General features: G+C 66.9%; 13 protein-coding genes, 1 tRNA gene and 1 pseudogene. 6 read left to right on the forward strand and 9 right to left on the reverse strand.

Annotation, left to right across the window (positions count from 1 at the left end):
- Window positions 1–182: 182 nt before the first annotated feature.
- Window positions 183–1,547 (forward strand): IS1380 family transposase, encoded by a 1,365-nt coding sequence (locus tag QM720_RS11300; protein ID WP_415124034.1) that lies wholly within the window; start codon window positions 183–185, stop codon window positions 1,545–1,547.
- A gap of 85 nt (window positions 1,548–1,632) precedes the next feature.
- Window positions 1,633–2,154: pseudogene (locus QM720_RS11305) on the forward strand (DUF6349 family protein); the annotation flags it as partial.
- An 8-nt stretch (window positions 2,155–2,162) separates the two neighbouring features.
- Here the strand turns inward: QM720_RS11305 and QM720_RS11310 are convergent.
- Window positions 2,163–3,614 (reverse strand): Abi family protein, encoded by a 1,452-nt coding sequence (locus tag QM720_RS11310; RefSeq protein ID WP_415126575.1) that lies wholly within the window; start codon window positions 3,612–3,614, stop codon window positions 2,163–2,165.
- A 251-nt stretch (window positions 3,615–3,865) separates the two neighbouring features.
- On the opposite strand from QM720_RS11310, the gene QM720_RS11315 reads away from it, so the two are divergent.
- The 3 genes from QM720_RS11315 to QM720_RS11325 all read left to right on the forward strand — a co-directional run bounded on the left by QM720_RS11315 (window position 3,866) and on the right by QM720_RS11325 (window position 7,594).
- Window positions 3,866–5,230 (forward strand): IS1380 family transposase, encoded by a 1,365-nt coding sequence (locus QM720_RS11315; RefSeq protein WP_415124034.1) that lies wholly within the window; start codon window positions 3,866–3,868, stop codon window positions 5,228–5,230.
- 327 nt (window positions 5,231–5,557) lie between these two features.
- A complete protein-coding gene (locus tag QM720_RS11320; protein ID WP_415126577.1) occupies window positions 5,558–5,914 on the forward strand; it encodes a sulfate permease in 357 nt (118 codons plus the stop codon).
- A gap of 426 nt (window positions 5,915–6,340) precedes the next feature.
- Window positions 6,341–7,594 (forward strand): ISL3 family transposase, encoded by a 1,254-nt coding sequence (locus tag QM720_RS11325; protein WP_415127910.1) that lies wholly within the window; start codon window positions 6,341–6,343, stop codon window positions 7,592–7,594.
- A gap of 325 nt (window positions 7,595–7,919) precedes the next feature.
- Here QM720_RS11325 and QM720_RS11330 read toward each other — a convergent pair whose 3' ends face one another.
- From QM720_RS11330 to QM720_RS11345, 4 genes are all read right to left on the reverse strand, one after another.
- Window positions 7,920–9,227 carry an ISL3 family transposase gene (locus QM720_RS11330; protein ID WP_415126579.1) on the reverse strand — a complete coding sequence of 436 codons (1,308 nt, stop codon included), beginning with the start codon at window positions 9,225–9,227 and terminating at the stop codon, window positions 7,920–7,922.
- A 78-nt stretch (window positions 9,228–9,305) separates the two neighbouring features.
- On the reverse strand, window positions 9,306–10,355 hold the full coding sequence (locus QM720_RS11335) for a tyrosine-type recombinase/integrase (RefSeq protein WP_415126581.1): 1,050 nt from the start codon (window positions 10,353–10,355) through the stop codon (window positions 9,306–9,308).
- A 121-nt stretch (window positions 10,356–10,476) separates the two neighbouring features.
- Window positions 10,477–10,704, reverse strand: coding sequence for a helix-turn-helix transcriptional regulator (locus QM720_RS11340; protein ID WP_415126583.1), 228 nt, complete (start codon window positions 10,702–10,704; stop codon window positions 10,477–10,479).
- 233 nt (window positions 10,705–10,937) lie between these two features.
- The gene (locus tag QM720_RS11345) at window positions 10,938–11,570 is read right to left on the reverse strand and encodes an ANTAR domain-containing response regulator (RefSeq protein ID WP_415126585.1); all 633 of its coding nucleotides are present in this window, start codon (window positions 11,568–11,570) and stop codon (window positions 10,938–10,940) included.
- A gap of 51 nt (window positions 11,571–11,621) precedes the next feature.
- On the opposite strand from QM720_RS11345, the gene QM720_RS11350 reads away from it, so the two are divergent.
- A tRNA-Leu gene (locus QM720_RS11350) sits at window positions 11,622–11,704 on the forward strand.
- Window positions 11,705–11,840: 136 nt separating this feature from the next.
- On the opposite strand, the gene pyk is transcribed toward QM720_RS11350, so the two are convergent.
- From pyk to lgt, 4 genes are all read right to left on the reverse strand, one after another.
- Complete coding sequence (pyk, locus tag QM720_RS11355; RefSeq protein ID WP_415126587.1) at window positions 11,841–13,289, reverse strand: pyruvate kinase; 1,449 nt, start codon at window positions 13,287–13,289, stop codon at window positions 11,841–11,843.
- A 43-nt stretch (window positions 13,290–13,332) separates the two neighbouring features.
- Window positions 13,333–14,802, reverse strand: a complete 1,470-nt coding sequence (locus QM720_RS11360) for a glutamate synthase subunit beta (protein ID WP_415126589.1) — start codon at window positions 14,800–14,802, stop codon at window positions 13,333–13,335.
- Entirely contained in the window at window positions 14,795–19,381 is a 4,587-nt protein-coding gene (gltB, locus tag QM720_RS11365) for a glutamate synthase large subunit (protein WP_415126591.1), read from the reverse strand. Before gltB ends, QM720_RS11360 begins: the two co-directional genes overlap by 8 nt.
- A 62-nt stretch (window positions 19,382–19,443) precedes the next feature.
- Window positions 19,444–20,439, reverse strand: a complete 996-nt coding sequence (gene lgt / locus QM720_RS11370) for a prolipoprotein diacylglyceryl transferase (protein ID WP_415126593.1) — start codon at window positions 20,437–20,439, stop codon at window positions 19,444–19,446.
- Window positions 20,440–20,444 lie beyond the last annotated feature (5 nt).

Genomic DNA, 20,444 nt, shown 5'->3' on the forward strand with positions numbered 1-20,444 from the left:
TAAGAATACCGAGGCGACAATGACGTAACCCCCTTCGTCAGCACAAGAGTCGGGCTCTCAGCCCTGATCCACCGTGGTGGTTGGGTTGTGGACCGCGTGGCGTGAAGTGAAATGTCCTTCTGGTCTGGGAAAATGTTGATTGTCTAGATCAATGTTCCGCAGTCCGGAAGGACATCTCGTAAGTGAAAGCATCTCACGGTATCGCTCCGGTGTTCGATGACCGGAACCTCGTGTCGCACGCGGGCCTGGTACCGGTGCTGGAGCTGGCCGAGAAAGCGGGCCTGACCGAGCTGGTCGAAGCGTCCTCGACGCTTCCGGCGGCGAGCGTGGCGATCAAGGTCCGCACGATCCTCGGCGGGATGCTCGCCGGGGCGGACAGCATCGACGATCTTGGCGTGCTGCGCTCTGGGGCGACGGCCCGGGTGCTCGGGCAGGTGCGGGCGCCGTCGACGATCGGCACGTTCCTGCGCTCGTTCACCCATGGTCACGTCCTGCAGTTCGGGAAGGTTAACCGGGTTCTGTTGCGTCGCCTGTTGGGCGAGGTTCCCGCGTTGTCAGGGACGGAGGGCGGGCTGGTGTTGGTGGACATGGACGACACGATCCGTGAGGTCCACGGTTACCAGAAGCAGGCCGCCGCGTTCGGATACTCCGGGGTCCGCGGGCTGAACGCACTGGTCGTGACGATCACAGGGCAAGACGCGGCCCCGCTGGTCGCGGAGGCGTCGCTGCGGCGCGGGAACGTCCGCTCCGGCGACAACGCCGCCCACCACCTCGCCCGCGCGCTGACGACGGTGAGGGAGACAATGCCGCGGCGGCGGGTTCTGACCCGGGCGGACTCGGCGTTCTGCACCCACGAGAACGTGACCGCCGCGGCCCGAGGCGGGGCGTGGTACTCGTTCACGATCCCGCAATGGCGCACCGTGCAGGCCGCGATCGCGGGCATCCGCGAAGACGCATGGACGAAGATCAAATACACGAACGCGGTCCGCGACGAGGACACCGGCGAATGGATCAGCGACGCCGAGGTCGCCGAGGCTCCGTTCACCGCGTTCGTGTCCCGACCCAAAGACGAGCACATCGCCTGCCGGCTGATCGTGCGCCGCGTCAAGCGCCTGAACGTCAACGCCGCGCAGGGGCAGGAGACGCTGTTCGACACCTGGCGGTATCACGCGTTCATCACCAACAGCGACCTCGACCAGATCGAGGCGGACAAGCTCCACCGCGGTCACGCGATCATCGAGCAGGTCATCGCCGAGCTCAAGAGCGGCCCACTCGCTCATCTGCCCTCCGGGAAGTTCACCGCGAACCACGCCTGGCTCCAGCTCGCAGTCATCGCTCACAACCTCTCTCGCGCCGCAGCCACTGCCGCCGGCCTCGGCAGAGCACGCATGGCGACGCTACAGCGCACCATCATCAGCACCCCCGCAAGACTCGCCTCGACAGGGCGGCGGCTCGTGATGCACCTGCCCACGCACTGGCCCTGGGCGCCAGCATGGGCGCTGCTCTGGGCGACCGCGACCGACCCGCCACGCACGGCAACGCCCTGACCACCCAGCCCATGACGGGCGCGACCGGAGCCGAAGTGGAAGAGCCAGAGCACCAGCTGGCAGCACCCGCACGCCCACAAAGGCCACCACTGAACCAACACCAGAGTCCCACCCCGTCAAAACCGACACGGTGGATCAGGGCTCAGCAGACCTGCGCCCCGAGCCGAGGTGTGAAGGGCCGGGCGACCTTATGTATCTCGCGGTCTGCGAACCATGCGAATGGCATCAGGTCAGCGACTCGGAAAACGATAGCGTCGAGGGGTGGCACAATCACGCGATCCCGAACTGGTGGGAGCTGCCAGTCGTGCCCGCGCAGATTCGTGTGCGCGATGGCGGTGGCTTGACCAAGTTAGGCCGCAAATGGATCGAAGCGCACTACCCGGCCGAGATGCAAGTGTCTGGTGCACCGATCATCACCGAACGTGCATGTTACGCGACTCGCCACGTCGCCGGTTACTCGCCTTGGGGTGGCTATGACCTTTCATCGACCGCGCTCAACAGACCAACGACTACCAAGTCCGACGCGCTACGGCCGCTCGCTGCGCTCATCACGGCAAGTATGGAGTCTCCACGATCAGCCCAAGTTCCCAACGGGATCACTCGGTAATGCTCGCGTTACTCATCCTCACGCGGCGACAGGAGCCGGTCGAGCGCCTCACGCGTGAGAGTGCCACGATCCATCGCTTCTGCTGGGCTGGTTTCGTCTGGCATCGAGATGTTCGGGGTAAGCCACCACTCGAGCGCCGCCCACTGCCCGTCCTCGTCGACATTCCCGCCGTCGAGCAGACGCCGGTTGGCGAGGATCACCAGTTCAGGTACGTCGCCCGTTGCTGAACCGAACTGGAATGCGGGGTATGCTCGGCGAGCGTTCCACATCACTGAGAGCAGCGCCCCGTTCTTGCGATAGTAGTTCACTCTCGACCTGCGCGGTTTCCCTTCCGGCACAGCGGTCAACGCATCAGCTGCCTCACCCGAACCGAACATCTCGGTCGCTTTGAGCATCGCCAACCGTGCAGCACGCTGCTGATCCCGCCGATAATCCTCAGCCGTGATCCGATGCGCTTGCCAGTCTGTGGGAAAACCCATGTTCGCCTCTGCCTGCGGGCGCACGGCGAGGAAATCTGTGAGTAGGGTGCGGAGTCGGTCACGATAGCGGACGGGTGCGTCGAGCACAGCGAGCAGATGCGTCAGGATGGCGAACGTGCCATAGACTCGGCGCACCATCGGGGGTGTGTACTCGTCACCGCGCGGGACTTCGAGAAGCAAATGTTGCAGTTCCGGCAGGCCGGAGGGTATGGCGATAGTCGCGTTGATATTGCGGTTCCAGATGCGGGCGTGGTGCGCGCAGATGTTGCGCACCTGACGCAGATGCTCCATCCAGTTTGATAGCGCCGACGGGTCGCCTTGTCCGGTACTGTCGATCACATCCCATTCAGCCGCGAGGCGTTCACGCTCAGTCGAGTCAAGACCATCGAGCAGTCGGGTGAGCTTGCCGAAGGACATCACCTCGGTCGCTACCCAGATCGGCAGCGGTTCGCCGTAGTGCTCGCGGAAGTGCGCCGCGAACGCCTCGGTCGAGACCTGCTCAGTCTGGCGTTGCCGGTCGACCCATTCGTGATGGTCTGATTCCTCCCAGCGGCAGTCACCGTCACAGCCGGGCAGCTTGCATACCCGGTCTCGGGGCTTCGTGAACCCGGCGTTAAAGTGGGATTCGTCAAGGTGCGCGAACGGGCCGTGCCTGCCGAGCCGATGCCCGAGTTCGAACCGCAACGCTACCTCGATCTGAGCGATCGCTTCGAGCAGTGCAGCGCGCAGGTGCTCGTCGAAGGTATAGAGGTCGAGCGCATCACTGAGTCGCGTATTCGGCAGGAACTCGGATGACCGCTTTTCTCCCGGCTCGGCAGGTACGCGGTAGGGGTGCCAGTAGCCCGACAGTCGGTAGTACCCGATGCGCCGCAGCGCGTTCCGAGCGGCATCTCGGTCCCCGAGCACCATGCCACGCTGCTCGATCCGGTCGATCTGCTGATCGACGGTGAGAAACGGCTTCTCGTAGGTGCTGTCTGCCATTGCCTTACCTAGAAAAAGAACTGGCCGCCTATCCTTGTCGGAACTAGCGGCCAGCCGTGGTGTCTATAGTCTAGCCCACTTCACGCCCACTCGGTGGGCGAATTTGCCCACGCCCACAGCTTCTACTGAGCCCTGATCCACCGTGGTGGTTGGGTTGTGGACCGCGTGGCGTGAAGTGAAATGTCCTTCTGGTCTGGGAAAATGTTGATTGTCTAGATCAATGTTCCGCAGTCCGGAAGGACATCTCGTAAGTGAAAGCATCTCACGGTATCGCTCCGGTGTTCGATGACCGGAACCTCGTGTCGCACGCGGGCCTGGTACCGGTGCTGGAGCTGGCCGAGAAAGCGGGCCTGACCGAGCTGGTCGAAGCGTCCTCGACGCTTCCGGCGGCGAGCGTGGCGATCAAGGTCCGCACGATCCTCGGCGGGATGCTCGCCGGGGCGGACAGCATCGACGATCTTGGCGTGCTGCGCTCTGGGGCGACGGCCCGGGTGCTCGGGCAGGTGCGGGCGCCGTCGACGATCGGCACGTTCCTGCGCTCGTTCACCCATGGTCACGTCCTGCAGTTCGGGAAGGTTAACCGGGTTCTGTTGCGTCGCCTGTTGGGCGAGGTTCCCGCGTTGTCAGGGACGGAGGGCGGGCTGGTGTTGGTGGACATGGACGACACGATCCGTGAGGTCCACGGTTACCAGAAGCAGGCCGCCGCGTTCGGATACTCCGGGGTCCGCGGGCTGAACGCACTGGTCGTGACGATCACAGGGCAAGACGCGGCCCCGCTGGTCGCGGAGGCGTCGCTGCGGCGCGGGAACGTCCGCTCCGGCGACAACGCCGCCCACCACCTCGCCCGCGCGCTGACGACGGTGAGGGAGACAATGCCGCGGCGGCGGGTTCTGACCCGGGCGGACTCGGCGTTCTGCACCCACGAGAACGTGACCGCCGCGGCCCGAGGCGGGGCGTGGTACTCGTTCACGATCCCGCAATGGCGCACCGTGCAGGCCGCGATCGCGGGCATCCGCGAAGACGCATGGACGAAGATCAAATACACGAACGCGGTCCGCGACGAGGACACCGGCGAATGGATCAGCGACGCCGAGGTCGCCGAGGCTCCGTTCACCGCGTTCGTGTCCCGACCCAAAGACGAGCACATCGCCTGCCGGCTGATCGTGCGCCGCGTCAAGCGCCTGAACGTCAACGCCGCGCAGGGGCAGGAGACGCTGTTCGACACCTGGCGGTATCACGCGTTCATCACCAACAGCGACCTCGACCAGATCGAGGCGGACAAGCTCCACCGCGGTCACGCGATCATCGAGCAGGTCATCGCCGAGCTCAAGAGCGGCCCACTCGCTCATCTGCCCTCCGGGAAGTTCACCGCGAACCACGCCTGGCTCCAGCTCGCAGTCATCGCTCACAACCTCTCTCGCGCCGCAGCCACTGCCGCCGGCCTCGGCAGAGCACGCATGGCGACGCTACAGCGCACCATCATCAGCACCCCCGCAAGACTCGCCTCGACAGGGCGGCGGCTCGTGATGCACCTGCCCACGCACTGGCCCTGGGCGCCAGCATGGGCGCTGCTCTGGGCGACCGCGACCGACCCGCCACGCACGGCAACGCCCTGACCACCCAGCCCATGACGGGCGCGACCGGAGCCGAAGTGGAAGAGCCAGAGCACCAGCTGGCAGCACCCGCACGCCCACAAAGGCCACCACTGAACCAACACCAGAGTCCCACCCCGTCAAAACCGACACGGTGGATCAGGGCTGAGATGCAGCGAACGTCCCAACGATATCGACCTCCGGCTCACCAACTACTGCGCTTTCAAGATTTCGGGCGTACAGTGGGAGCACACGGCAAACAAGCCCCGCCTGGGGAATGACGGAGCAGCCTCGGCTGCGAAGTGCTTTTACACGAATCTGACCGCCGGTTGATCTGTAAAGGACTTCGTCATGCTCACTCTCATCTGGCATCTCAGCAGCTTCGCGAACGATCTGTTGCAGAGGTACGCTCCGACGAACCGGCTGATCTGGTTCCTGCGCCGCCGCGAGAACCTCCGCTACGGTGTACCGGCGATGCTGCTCTCGATCCCCTACCTGTTGATCGCACGCGGCGCTCTCGCTCTGATCGAGGTGGGTGCTCCCGAGTGGCTGTATCTCGTGTTCATTCTCTGCATCTGGAACGCGATCAAGTTCCTCGTATGGGGGCCGGTCAGCCTCCTTTACCTCGCCAAAGCGAGATTCCGCGAAGCAAAGCGAGTCAGCGCCTCTCGAACTCGACAGCCCTCCCAGGATCAAAGAACTGGGTAACCTCGTTTTGCGCGCAGTTCATTGCTCCTGCTGGTCTGGCTCGATCAACGCAGCATCCGTTTCCAGAGGCTCGGCCTCCTGTATCCCCGGCAGGCCCCAGGGAACAGGCGAAGCGAGATCAGCGTCACTTGAAACCTGCACCTGCTCTGGTGCCCAAACCCGGAAGAATGCTTGCCCAGGGGGCCGGAGCTCATACAGTTTCACTCCTGGTTCGAGCGGCGACTCAGGCTGCAGTTCGGTAATGTGGCTCTTCGGACATTCGGTGGGGGTGAGGCTGGCTGGGTGATGGTTGGCGGGTAGGGGTCGAGGTCCCCGAGGATCAGAAGCGCTAACTCTCTGACTCCGATCGAGGACCTCGATGTGCTTCACCCTACTTCGGGGTGCGCTGACGCGCGCTCTGCCTTCTGCCCGTGTTCCCGCTGCGATCTGCTGCTTGGCCTGGATGGCGTGCATGTGGAGCACGTTGACCGCCGCGACGGGTTGCTGGTCGTGACGGTCTCGAGCCCGTCGACGCGGACCGGGTGCCCAGGGTGCGGGGTTCTCGCTGTCGGTCGGGGCCGTCGCCGCCGCGTGCTGCACGATGTCCCGGGCGCGACGCGGGTGCGGATCGTGTGGCGGCAACGGGTCTGGCGGTGCGGGGACGAGGGCTGCCCGCGGAAAACGTTCGTCGAGCAGATCCCGACACTCGTCGCAGCGCGCGGGTCGATCACCAGGCGCGCCGTCTCCTGGGCGATCGGGCAACTACGTCGTGAGCACGCGACCGTTCACGGCCTGGCCCGTCAGCTCGGGACGTCGTGGAAGACGGTCTGGCGGGCCATCGAACCCGAGCTCGTGAAGCTGGCGGCCGACGAGTCCCGGTTCGAGGGCGTCACGACCCTCGGTGTCGACGAGCACATCTGGCATCACGTCGACCCCCGCAAGAGAGGACCGAAGGAGCTGACCGGGATGGTCGACCTGAGCCGCGACAGCACCGGAAAGACGCGGGCGAGGTTGCTGGATCTGGTGCCGGGCCGGTCCGGGAAAGCCTACGCGTCCTGGCTCGACCAGCGCGGCGACGCGTTTCGCCGCAACGTGGAAGTAGCGGCGTTGGATCCGTTCGCCGGTTACAAGACCGCGATCGACGACAAGCTGCAAGACGCTACCGCCGTGCTCGACGCGTTCCACGTCGTGAAACTCGGCACCGCCGCCGTCGACGAGGTCCGCCGAAGGGTGCAGCAGGACACCCTCGGCCACCGCGGCCGCAAGGGCGACCCGCTGTTCGGGATCCAGACCATCCTCCGCGCCGGGCAGGAGAACCTCACCGAACGGCAACGCGCCCGACTGGACGCGGCGATCGCCGCCGACGAAGCTCACGTCGAAGTGCACGTCGCCTGGCAGGCCGCGCAAGAACTCCGCTCCGCCTACCACGCCAAGGACCTCGCCGAGGGCCGGCGCATCGCGCAGAAGGTCGTCGACTCGTTCCACACCTGCCCGATCCCCGAGATCGCACGTCTGGGCCGGACGCTACGCCGTTGGCGGGACGCGTTCCTGGCCTACTTCGCCACGCATCGGGCGAACAACGGCGGCACCGAAGCGATCAACGGAATCATCGAGCTCCACCGGCGCCTCGCGAGAGGATTCCGCAACCACGAGAACTACCGCCTACGCATGCTCATCGCCGCCGGCGGACTCACCCCATGACCCCCACCGAATGTCCGAAGAGCCCCCATACCCGACCGGGGCGGAGACTCCCATCGTTGACCGCGATGCTGACTTCGTAGAGTTCGTCAAAGCCGATGTGGCTTCGCGCCGTGCCGACGAAGATGCCTACTTCCGACTTCTAGCTGAAGATGAGTCTTCACGTTCCCGCACCTCCGTGTGAAGAGCGCAAAAACCTACTGAAATTCAGAAATGGCTGAGGCCCCGAGTAACTCGACTCGGGGCCTCAGCCATTGCTCCTGAACTCTACTCTGGCTTTGCGAATGCGCTCTCAAGAATGTCGGCGGTCTTCGCATTAACCGGCTCTTCACGATCGAGGGTGTAGGTGTGGTCTGAATCCGCCGGTTTCGAGCAGACTTCTCGCGATGTAGTGAGTGAGGTTTCGGAAGCCCAGGGCGGTGCCGCGGAGGTGCTCGAGCCGGCCGTTGATCGCCTCGGTCGGGCCGTTGCTCGTTCCCGGCCGGTCGAAGTATCCCAGCACGTCAGCGGCGCGCTGCTTGAGTGTCCGGGCGAGCTTGTGGACCTCGGCGAGCTCGGCCGGGATGCCGGTGCTGATCCGGTCGATCGTGTGCTGGAGGAAGAACTTGCCCAGGGCGCGGTCCTTCTCCCGGTAGGCGGTGATCATGTCCTGATAGACGCCCCACGTCGCTTGTACCTCGATGTGTCGTTCGTCGTCGAACAGTGTGGTCAGCCTGCTCTGTTGTTTCTCGGTGAGCAGGCCGGCGCCGGTGAGCAAGGTGCGGCGTGCCTGGTAGAGCGGGTCGCCCTTCATCCCGCGGCGGCCGAACACGTCATGCTGAACACGGCGCCGGCAGTTCTCCAGCGCGTCGCCAGCGAGTCGGATCACATGGAACGGGTCCATGACCGGGATCGCGTCGGGCAGTTCCTCGGCGGCGGCGGTCTTGAACCCGGTGAACCCGTCCATCGCGACGACCTCGACCCCGTCCTGCCACGCCTTCGGCCGCCCGGCGAGCCATTGCTTGAACACGGCTTTCGAGCGGCCCGGGGCCATGTCCAGCAGCCTCGACGGCCCCGTCTTCTCGCGCACTGGGGTGAGGTCGATGATCACGGTCACGAACTTGTCTCCGAGCCTCGTGTGACGCCAGACGTGCTCATCGACACCGATCGTGGTGACACCGTCGAACCGGCCGGGATCATCGATCAGACGGCGTCTGCCCTCCGCGAGGATCGCCGTGTTCGCCGCCGACCACGACACCCCGAGGCCTGCTGCGACACGGGAAACCGACAGGTGGTCGAGCACGAGACCAGCAAGGCCCCACGCCAGCCCGCCGCGGGAGATCTTCGCCCGCCGCGGCGCCGCCTTCGTCGTGTCCTGACGCCACACTCGCCCGCACCCGGTGCACTTGTAGCGGCGGACGCGGATCAGCAGCGTCGTGGGCCGGTGCCCGAACGGCTCATGCGCCAGCTGCCTGACCACGGTGTCACGCGGCGTCCCCTCGCACCCGCACTTCGGGCACCACGGGTCCGGCTCGATAGGCCGGCACTCCAACACCGCCCGCTCCGCGTCGAGGTGTTGTCCGATGGCTTCGAGGCCGAGCTCGTCGAGACGGCAGAACGTGGTCAAGCAGGGCGCGCTGAAAGTAGGGTGGGGCACGTCGAGGTCTTCCGGATGGGGAGTGTGAGAACTTCCATCCTCAGGGAGACCTCGACCCCTATCCAGCCAACGACGCGCTCACCCAGCTACACCCTCGATCGTGAAGAGCCCATTAACCATCTGATTGCGGCGGATGTAGTGCTGAATCGTGATCCTCGGATCAGTGTGCCCGAGCAATTCAGCAGCGAGTTCCACGTCGGCCGCTTCACTTACTGCGGTAGCGACGGTTCGGCGGAACATATGCGGGGTGATGCCCGAGAGTCCTGCCAGGTTCAAAGCCTGACGAAGTTGACGGCGCACATTCGCCGGAGAGAGCGGAGTGCCCTCGCGGGAGCAGAACAGCAGTGCCTCTGGCGAGGTATCGGTGAGTTTGCTCAGGCGGCTGCGTACTGCTTCGGCAGTGAACGAAGGAATCGCTGCCGTGCGCTTCGACTTCGAGGTCTTCGGATGATCCTGGCGTTGCACTGGCTCACCCTTCGGGCAAACGATCGTGCCCGCAACCTCCATCGTCGGCACAGCCGAAGCCACATCGACATCCATACGCCGGAAAGCCAACGCCTCTCCGATACGGCTGGAAGTGCCCAGCAGCACCTCAACAATCTGCCCAAGCTGACCGTCTGGCTTTGGGCCAGACGATGAAAGGCCAGTTTCCCAATGAGCGATTGCGGCGCGCACCGCGTTTACCTCAGCCGAGGTCAACGCATCAGGAGTGTGTTGTGGCTTCCGCAGCTTGGCGATGCCGTCCATCGGGTTACGTGGCAGAACCTCATGCCGCACGGCAAGCCCGAAAGCGAGACGCATGACGTTGCGCGCCTGCTTCGCGCGATTGTAGCTCTGACGGGCAAGCTGTTTAATGTGTCGGTCACAGCGAGCAACGCCAATCTCCCGCAGCGTGAAGTCTTTGAACGCGGGGAGCACGAGAGTTCGCATGTTCCGCTCGTAGAGCTGCTTGGTGGCCTTGGCAAGATGATCTTCAAGTTCCAGGTCTTCAAGCCAGTAGGTCACGAGTTCAGTGAACGGGCTGTCTGGCGTGAGGGTCAGGTTCGAAGGCTGGAATTGAGTGCGCTCAGCGAGCTTCACCTTAAGCGCAGCCTCGGCGGCCTTCTTCGTCGCAGCGGTGGCCTGCACGGGGCGGGTGGCTCCATCCCAATCTCGCATATTTGCGCGCGCCTCAACGCGATTGTTCGGCCTAGAAATGAACCAGATGTCACCGAAGGTACCGATGGGGAGACGTGGCCTGCTCATCATTTCACCCCCGATCCGATTCGAGGCTGCCGGGATCGCGCTGCGTCTCCATCCAGGTCTGCACGTCGGAGAGCGCGAACTTCAGCCGTTTGCCGAATCGGTAGGCGCGAGGGCCGAGTCCGCGTGCCCTCCAGTCGTAGAGCGTCGAGACCGGAACCCCGAGATAGTCGGCAAGCTCGGTGATGTCGAACAGTGGTTCGAGGGAGCGGTGAGGGGTGGGCTTCGTATCCATGCCAGCGAGGTGCGCTGGTCGGACAAGAAACAGGGTCAACTTGGAGCAACCATTCTCGGTCGGAGAGCCATGCCGCAGGGAGGGTGTCGGGATTGGGTTTTACGTGGGTTTTACGTGGACGGTTCAATTTCAGAAACCTCAAAGGCCGCGGAAACCGTTGAGTTTCCGCGGCCTAGTGGTCGGGATGACAGGATTTGAACCTGCGACCCCGTCTCGCCGAATCGGATGCCGGTTCAGCCCTTCTTGGGCGAGAGCTGCTCGATGATGGCCTTGGCGACGTCCTGCATCGTGAGGCGGCGGTCCATCGACGCCTTCTGGATCCAGCGGAACGCCTCGGGCTCGGTGAGGCCCATCTTCTCGTTCAGCAGCCCCTTGGCGCGGTCGACGAGCTTGCGGGTCTCGAAGCGCTCGACCATGTCGGCGACCTCGGCCTCGAGCGTGATGATCTGCTCGTACCGGGCCAGCGCGATCTCGATCGCCGGCAGCAGGTCGTTCGGGGTGAAGGGCTTCACGACGTAGGCCAGCGCACCGGCCTCGCTCGCGCGCTCGACGAGCTCTTTCTGGCTGAAGGCGGTGAGCAGCACGACGGGCGCGATGTGCGCCTTGCTGAGCCGTTCCGCGGCGCTGATGCCGTCGAGGACCGGCATCTTCACGTCCATGATGACGAGATCGGGCCGCAACTCGGTGGCCAGCTGCACGGCGGTCTCGCCGTCGCCGGCCTCGCCGACGACGTCGAATCCGTTGTCGCGGAGAATCTCGACGATGTCGAGGCGGATCAGCGATTCGTCTTCCGCGACGACGACGCGGCGCGGTGCCGATCCGGAGGCGGAGGCGGTGGGAGTCGTGCTCGGTTCCTGCTCAGTCACGTTTGAATCCTACGGTATGGTCAATGCGGACGCGTGAAGAGCGCGACGTGCGCCGGTGTGGCGGAATGGCAGACGCGACCGACTCAAACTCGGTTGCCCGCAAGGGCGTGTGGGTTCGACTCCCACCACCGGCACGTACTCCCCCCGGCTACACACCCGGCGAGACTGCATCGGTGCACCGAGACTGCAGCCGGCATCCGCAGTCTCGGTGCACGGATGCAGTCTCGCGGGCGGTAGGGGTGGATGCCGGGGCATCCGCCCCCGTCGAGGTCAGATTTCGGCCTGGTAGGCGGGCGCCTTGCCGTTGAGGGCGTCGCCGATCTTGTGCACGCGGATGTCGTTGGTCGAGCCGATCAGCCCGGGAGGCGACCCGGAGATCACGACGACCTTGTCGCCCTCGGCGGCAAGACCCCGGCCGAGGAAGAACTCGTCGACCTGGATGAACATGAGGTCGGTGTGGGCGACATGCTCCACGAGCGTGGACTGCACGCCCCAGGTGACCGCCATGCGGCGGCGGATCGCCGGGTCGACGGTGAAGGCCATCATCGGGATGCGGGGGCGCAGCCGCGACATGCGACGCGCCGTGTCACCCGACTCGGTGAACAGGCAGATGTACTTCGCCTCGATGAACTCGGCGACCTCGTTGGCCGCGAGCGTGATGATGCCGCCCTGCGTCCGCGGGCGCGTGTTGACGGGGTGGATGCGCTCCAGCCCGTGCTCCTCGGTGGATGCGACGATGCGCGCCATCGTCTCCACCGTCACGACCGGGTAGTCGCCCACGCTCGTCTCGCCCGACAGCATCACGGCGTCGGCGCCGTCGAGGACGGCGTTGGCGACGTCGGAGGCCTCGGCGCGGGTGGGCACCGGCGCGTGGGTCATCGACTCCAGCATCTGCGTCGCGACGATGACGGGCTTCGCCATGCGGCGGCAGAGCTCGACCGCGCGCTTTTGCACGATGGGAACCGCTTCCAGCGGCAGTTCGACGGCGAGGTCGCCGCGGGCGACCATGATGCCGTCGAAGGCGTCGATGATCTCCTCGAGGTTGTCGACGGCCTGCGGCTTCTCGATCTTCGCGATGACGGGAACCTTGCGCCCCTCCTCCGCCATGATCTCGTGCACCCGCGCGACGTCGCTCGCGTCGCGCACGAACGACAGTGCGATGAGGTCGGCACCGGCGCCGAGACCCCAGCGCAGGTCGGCCTCGTCCTTCTTCGACAGCGCCGGGACGCTCACGGCGACTCCGGGCAGGTTGATGCCCTTGTTGTTCGACACGGTGCCGGCGACGATCACCTCGGTGGTCACGACGGGACCGTCGACGCTCGTGACCTGCACGCGCACCTTGCCATCGTCGATCAGCAGGAAATCGCCCGCCTTCACGTCGCCGGGCAGGCCCGCGAAGGTCGTCGAGACGATCTCCTTCGAGCCGGGCACGTCCTCGGTCGTGATCTTGAAGACATCGCCCACGGCGAGGTCGTGCGGGCCGTCGGCGAACTTGCCGAGGCGGATCTTGGGACCCTGCAGGTCGACGAGGATCGCGACGGCGCGGCCGGCGTCGTCGGCCGCCTTGCGCACGTTGGCGAAGCGGACCTCGTGGTCCGAGTACGAGCCGTGGCTCAGGTTCATCCGGGCCACGTCCACGCCCGCATCGATGATCGCGCGGATCATCTCATACGACTCGGTGGCGGGCCCCAGGGTGGCGACGATTTTCGCGCGTCTCACGTAACTGACTCTCCGGTCTTCTTCTTTTCGGGATGGTCTCAGCCTAGGCGGGCTGCAGGCCGATGGCGGCATCGCGCGGGCGCACCGGCGAGGGCAGGCTCGTGCGGCCCATGAGGTATTCGTCGACGGATGCCGCGGCAGCCCGGCCCTCGGCGATCGCCCAGACGATGAGCGACTGCCCGCGACCGGCGTCGCCGGCGACGAAGACACCGGGAGCGGTGGACTGGTAGTCGTCGTCGCGCTCGACGTTGCCGCGGCCCGTGAACACGGTGCCCAGCTGCTCGTCGAGGGTGGCGCGCTCGGGGCCGGTGAAGCCCATGGCGATGAGGATGAGGTCGGCCGGGATCTCGCGCTCGGTGCCGCTGCGGGGCACGCGCCGGCCGTCGGGCAGGTATTCGGTCTCGGCGACGCGCAGGGCGCGCACCTCACCGGCCTCGTTGCCGAGGAACTCGACGGTCGACGCCAGGTACGACCGTTCGCCGCCCTCCTCGTGCGCCGACGACACCTCGAACACGGTCGGCATCATCGGCCAGGGCTGGTGGCCGGGGCGCTCGGCCGGCGGCTGCGCGCCGATCGCGAGGTTCGTGACCGACAGCGCACCCTGCCGGTGCGCAGTGCCGATGCAGTCGGCGCCGGTGTCGCCGCCGCCGATGACGATGACGTGCTTGCCCTCGGCGGAGATCTGGTGCGGCACCTGGTCGCCGGCGACGGCCTTGTTCGACTCGACGAGGTACTCCATCGCGAAGTGCACGCCGGCGAGGTCCCGGCCGGGGATCGCCAGCTCACGCGGCACCGTGGCGCCGGTGGCGATCACGACGGCGTCGTAGCGGGCCCGCAGGTCGCTCCACGTGATGTCGACGCCGATCTCCACGCCGGCGCGGAAGCGCGTGCCCTCGTCCTGCATCTGCCGCAGGCGCGACTCGAGGTGGCGCTTTTCCATCTTGAAGTCGGGGATGCCGTAGCGCAGCAGCCCGCCGATGCGGTCGTCGCGCTCGAAGACCGCGACGGTGTGGCCTGCGCGGGTCAGCTGCTGCGCGGCGGCGAGACCGGCCGGCCCCGAGCCGACGACGGCGACCGTCTTGCCGGTGATGCGTGCGGGCGGCTCGGGCTCGACCCAGCCGTTCGCGAAGGCGTCGTCGATCGTCGACACCTCGATCTGCTTGATCGTCACCGCCGGCTGGTTGATGCCCAGCACGCACGCGCTCTCGCACGGCGCCGGGCACAGCCGCCCGGTGAACTCCGGGAAATTGTTGGTCGCGTGCAGGCGTTCGATGGCGGCGCGGCCCTCGCCGCGCCACATGAGGTCGTTCCACTCCGGGATGAGGTTGCCCAGCGGACAGCCCTTGTGGCAGAACGGCACGCCGCAATCCATGCAGCGTCCGGCCTGGCGGCGCAGGGTCGCGGAGTCGCCCGGCTCGTAGACCTCTTTGAAGTCCATGATGCGCACGGGAACCGGCCGGCGCGCCGGGAGCTCGCGCTCGGTGGTCTTCAGGAAGCCCTTCGGGTCAGCCACCGGTCACCTCCAGGATGCGGGTCCAGACGACGTCGCTGTCGGGGTCGAGTCCCTCGTCGACGGCGTCCTGGCGGGTCTGCAGCACCGCGGCGTAGTCGCGCGGCGTGACCTTGACGAATTCGTCCGCCGTCGTCTCGAAGTCGGCGAGCAGTTCCGCCGCCAACGGCGATCCGGTGCGCTCGACGTGCTCGATGAGCAGGCTCCGCAGCACTTCGAGGTCGGCGCGGTCCAGCTCGCCGAGAAGGAGCTCGCCGCTGGCCAGCGACTGCTCGTTGACGAGTTCGCGGCGGAGCCTGCGGATGTAGGCGGTGCCGCCGGACATGCCGGCGCCGAGGTTGCGGCCGGTCGCGCCGAGGATGACGGCGAGCCCGCCGGTCATGTACTCCAGGGCGTGGTCGCCGACGCCTTCGACGACGGCGGTGGCACCGGAGTTGCGCACGAGGAACCGCTCGCCCGCGACGCCGGAGATGAAGATCGTGCCCGCCGTCGCGCCGTACCCGATGACGTTGCCCGCGATGACGTTCTCGTGCGGCGCGAAGGCGGCCTCGCGGTGCGGGCGGATCGTGATGTCGCCGCCGGACAGACCCTTGCCGACGTAGTCGTTGGCATCGCCCTCCAGTCGCAGGGCGATGCCCGGCGGCAGGAACGCACCGAACGACTGGCCGGCGGTGCCGTGCAGCGTCACGTCGATCGCCTCGCGCGGCAGCCCGTCGGCGCCGTGCCGCTTGGTCACCTCGTGGCCGAGCATGGTGCCGACGGCGCGCTCCGTGTTGCGGATCGGCAGCTCGATGACGACCCGTTCGCGGTCCACGAGCGCGTCGCGGGAGAGCTCGATGAGCCGCACGTCGAAGTGCTCGTCGAGTTCGTGGTTCTGGTCACGCTGGTGGCGGCGCGGCGCGTCGGCGGCGAACGCCGGGCCGTCGAGGATCGGCGTCAGGTCGAGCCCGCCCGCCTTCCAGTGCTCGATCGCGCCGTTGACGTCGAGGAGCTCGTTGTGCCCGACGGCCTCCTCGATGGAGCGGAAGCCGAGTTCGGCGAGGTACTCGCGCACCTCCTGCGCGATGAACTCCATGAAGTTCACGACGAACTCGGGCTTGCCGCTGAACCGCGCGCGCAGCACGGGGTTCTGCGTCGCGACGCCCACCGGGCACGTGTCGAGGTGGCACACGCGCATCATGATGCACCCCTCGACGACGAGCGCGGTCGTCGCGAAGCCGAACTCCTCGGCACCGAGCAACGCCGCGACGATGACGTCGCGTCCCGTCTTGAGCTGGCCGTCGGCCTGCACCACGACGCGGTCGCGCATGTCGTTGAGCATGAGGGTCTGCTGCGTCTCGGCGAGCCCCAGCTCCCACGGGGTGCCGGCGTGCTTGAGCGAGTTCAGCGGGCTCGCGCCGGTGCCGCCGTCGTGCCCCGAGACGAGGATGACGTCGGCGAGAGCCTTCGCGGTGCCGGCCGCGACCGCGCCGATGCCCGACTGGCTCACGAGCTTGACGTGCACGCGGGCGGCCGGGTTGGCGCGCTTGAGGTCGAAGATCAGCTGCTTGAGGTCTTCGATGGAGTAGATGTCGTGGTGCGGCGGCGGCGAGATGAGCCCGACGCCGGGCGTGCCCCCGCGGGTGCGGGCGATCCACGGGTAGACCTTCGCCGGCGGCAGCTGCCCGCCCTCGCCGGGCTTGGCGCCCTGGGCGAGCTTGATCTGGATGTCGTCGGCGTGCGTCAGGTACATGCTCGTGACGCCGAATCGGCCCGAGGCGACCTGCTTGATGGCGCTGCGGCGCTCGGGATCGAGCAGGCGCTCGAGATCCTCACCGCCCTCACCGGTGTTCGACTTCGCGCCGATGCTGTTCATCGCGATCGCGAGGGTCTCGTGCGCCTCTTTCGAGATCGAGCCGTAGCTCATCGCGCCGGTCGAGAAGCGCTTGACGATCGACGACACCGGCTCGACCTCGTCGATCGGCACGGGACGACGGATGCCGGTGCGCAGGCGGAACAGGCCCCGCAGGGTCTTCAGCTCCTCGGCCTGGTCGTCGACGAGCTTCGTGTACTCGCGGAAGATGTCGTACCGGCGCTCGCGCGTGGAGTGCTGCAGGCGGAAGACGGTGTCGGGGTTGAACAGGTGCGGAGCGCCGTCGCGTCGCCACTGGTACTCCCCGCCGGTCCACAGTCGCTCGTGCGCGCGGACGGCGGCATCCTCGGGATAGGCGTAGTCGTGACGCGCCCGGTTCTCGATCTCGACCTCTTCGATCCCGATGCCGCCGAGCTTGGTCTCGGTGCCGGTGAAGTAGTCGTCGACGAACTCCTGCGACAGGCCGATCGCCTCGAACACCTGGGCGCCCGCGTACGAGGACACCGTCGAGATGCCCATCTTCGACATGATCTTCAGCACGCCCTTGCCGAGCGCGTAGATGACGTTCTTGACGGCCTTCTCGGGCGTGATCCCGGTGATGAACCCGGCACGCACGAGGTACTCCACGGTCTCCATCGCCAGGTACGGGTTGACCGCCGACGCGCCGTAGCCGATGAGCGTCGCGACGTGGTGCACCTCGCGCACGTCGCCGGCCTCGACCACGAGAGCGACCTTCATGCGGTTCTCGCGGCGGATGAGGTGGTGATGCACCGCCGACAGCATGAGCAGCGACGGGACCGGCACGAGTTCCTTGTTCGAGTCGCGGTCGCTCAGGATGATGAACTCCGCGCCGTCGTCGATGGCCTGGTCGACCTCGGCGCAGATCTCCGCGACCCGGGCCCGCAGCGTCCCGGGGCCGGCGTCGAAGTGGTAGAGACCGCGGATCGTCACCGAACGGCGGCCGGGCAGAAGCCGCTCGATGTTCTGCAGCTTGGCGAGCTCGTCGTTGTCGATCACCGGGAAATCGAGCGAGATCTGCCGCGCGTGGTCGGGACCCCACGACAACAGGTTGCGCTCGGGGCCGAGGCTCGTGCCGAGGCTCGTGACGACCTCTTCCCGGATGGAGTCCAGCGGCGGGTTCGTCACCTGGGCGAACTGCTGCGTGAAGTAGTCGAACAGCAGCCGCGGGCGGTCGCTGAGCACCGCGACGGGCGTGTCGCTGCCCATCGCCCCGAGCGGTTCGGCACCGGTCTGGCCCATCGGGGTGAGGAGGATGCGCACCTCTTCCTCGGTGTAGCCGAAGGTGCGCTGGCGGCGCGTGATCGAGGCGAGCGGATGCACGATGTGCTCGCGTTCGGGCAGCTCGGCCAGCTGCAGGCGCTGACGCAGCCACAGATCCCACGGGTGCAGGCCGGCCAGCTCGGCCTTGACCTCGTCGTCCTCGACGATGCGCCGCTGCGCCGTGTCGACGACGAACATGCGGCCGGGGCGCAGGCGCCCGCGTCGCTTGATGCGCTCGGGGGCGAAGTCGAGCACGCCCGTCTCGCTGCCGATGACCACGAGGCCGTCGGTGGTCTCGGTCCAGCGGCCGGGACGCAGGCCGTTGCGGTCGAGGGTCGCGCCCACGAGCGTGCCGTCGGTGAAGATCAGCGCCGCCGGGCCGTCCCACGGCTCCATCTGCGTCGCGTGGTACTCGTAGAACGCGCGCAGCTTCGGGTCGACGTCGGCCTGCTTCTCGTACGCCTCGGGAACCATCATCATGATGGCGTGCGGCAGGCTCCGGCCCGTGAGCGTCAGCAGTTCGAGCACCTCGTCGAACGAGGCCGAGTCGCTCGCGCCCTCGGTGCAGATCGGCAGCAGCGGGCGGATGTCGCCGATGAGCTCCGACTCGAGCTGCGACTGGCGGGCGCGCATCCAGTTGCGGTTGCCGCCGACCGTGTTGATCTCGCCGTTGTGCGCGAGCATGCGCAGCGGCTGCGCGAGCGGCCACGACGGGAAGGTGTTGGTCGAGTAGCGCGAGTGGACGACCGCGAGCTCCGAGGTGAAGCGCTCGTCTTGCAGGTCGGGGTAGAACGGCTCGAGCTGCAGGGTCGTGACCATGCCCTTGTAGCCGAGGGTACGCGAGCTGAGCGAGACGAAGTAGGCGCCGTGCTCGTGCTGGGCGCGCCGGCGCAGCCGGTACACGCGGCGGTCGAGGTCGATGCCGCGCAGCGCCGGCATCCCGCCGTGCGCGGGCCGCGAGACGAACAGCTGCTCGAACGCCGGACGTGCCGCGTAGGCGAGCTTGCCGAGGTGCTGGTCGTCGACGGGCACCGTGCGCCAGCCGAGCACCGTGAGCCCCTCGGAGTGGGCGACCTGCTCGATGCCGGCCTTCTGCGCGGCGCGTTCGGCGTCGTCGGTCGGCAGGAACGCGAGCCCCGCGGCGTACTCCCCCACCGGCGGCAGCTCGAAGCCGGCCACGGCGCGGAGGAAGTCGTCGGGCATCTGCGTGAGGATGCCGGCCCCGTCGCCGGTTCCCGCATCCGACCCGATCGCGCCGCGGTGCTCGAGATTGCGCAGCGCGGTCAGCGCGAGCTCGACGATGTCGTGCCCGGGGGTGCCGCGCAGGGTGGCGACCATGGCCAGGCCACAGGCATCCTTCTCGAAGGCAGGGTTGTACATCCCCTGCTTCGCCGGGAAACCGGGGAGCGCAGCGGTGCGGGTGTCGTCACGACGGGGGCTCGAAGCCATACCTACCGTCCTCATGGTCAAGCTGATCGGGACGGCGTCGGCCCTGGAGTCTCGTTCGGGTCTTACTTCACGGCGACGACGCTTGTGGCGGTGTCAGTGATGGATTCGGCCGTCGGGGGTGCGCTCACGTCCACGAACTCATCGGTGTCCTGCGATTGTACAGCCCCGTCACCGGACCACTCGCGTCCGCGCCGGTACGGTGACGGCTCCAGACCCGGGTGGCGCCGCGTCTGCACGACGAAGACGACGAGGCCGACGAGCACGCCGAAGATCGCCGACCACACGTTCGTGCGCAGCCCGAAGAAGACCTCGCTCGGGTCGATGCGGAGGTTCTCCCACACGATGCGGCCCGCGCTGTACCAGATCAGGTAGAGGGCGAACAGGCGCCCCCACTGCAGCGTGAAGCGCGAGCCGGCCCACAGCAGGAAGAGCACGCCGAGGCCGTTCCAGATCACCTCGTAGAGGAAGGTCGGGTGGAACAGGGTGCCTTCGGGCAGCCCCACCGGCCAGGCCGCGTTCGGGTAGGCGATCTCCAGCCCCCACGGCAGGTCGGTGGGCAGGCCGAACAGCTCCTGGTTGAACCAGTTGCCGAACCGGCCCATCGCCTGTGCGAGCAGCAGACCCGGAGCGAGCGCGTCGGCGAAGGTCCAGAACCGGATGCCGGTCCACCGGCAGCCCAGCCATGCTCCGAGGGCACCGCCGATCAGCGCGCCGTAGATCGCGATGCCGCCGTCCCAGACGTTCCAGATCGCGTCTTTGACGAAGGGGTTCCACCACTCCTGGTCCTCGGAGAAGTAGAAGTCCCAGTGCGTGAAGACGTGGAACAGGCGCGCGCCGATGATCGCCAGCGGCACGGCCAGCAGTGCGATGTCGACCACGACCCACGGCTCGGCGCCGCGCCGCGTGAGACGGCGGTTCGTGAGGAACGCCGCGACCACCATGCCGGCGAGGATGCACAGCGCGTAGTAGTAGATGTGGGGTCCGCCGGGCCACAGGGTGAACCCGTTGCTCGGCGGGCTCGGGATGCTGGCGACGACGGCCGAAGCGTGAGAAAGCACGAACG

It is taken from the genome of Microbacterium sp. (genome assembly GCF_047602155.1).
Taxonomy (GTDB): Bacteria; Actinomycetota; Actinomycetes; order Actinomycetales; family Microbacteriaceae; genus Microbacterium.

What these genes read in the sequence shown, in the direction of transcription:
- QM720_RS11310 (WP_415126575.1), bottom strand. Translation starts at nt 3,614, where the DNA reads ATGGCAGACAGCACCTACGAGAAGCCGTTTCTCACCGTCGATCAGCAG.
- QM720_RS11320 (WP_415126577.1), top strand. Translation starts at nt 5,558, where the DNA reads ATGCTCACTCTCATCTGGCATCTCAGCAGCTTCGCGAACGATCTGTTG.
- QM720_RS11340 (WP_415126583.1), bottom strand. Translation starts at nt 10,704, where the DNA reads ATGGATACGAAGCCCACCCCTCACCGCTCCCTCGAACCACTGTTCGAC.
- gltB (WP_415126591.1), bottom strand. Translation starts at nt 19,381, where the DNA reads ATGGCTTCGAGCCCCCGTCGTGACGACACCCGCACCGCTGCGCTCCCC.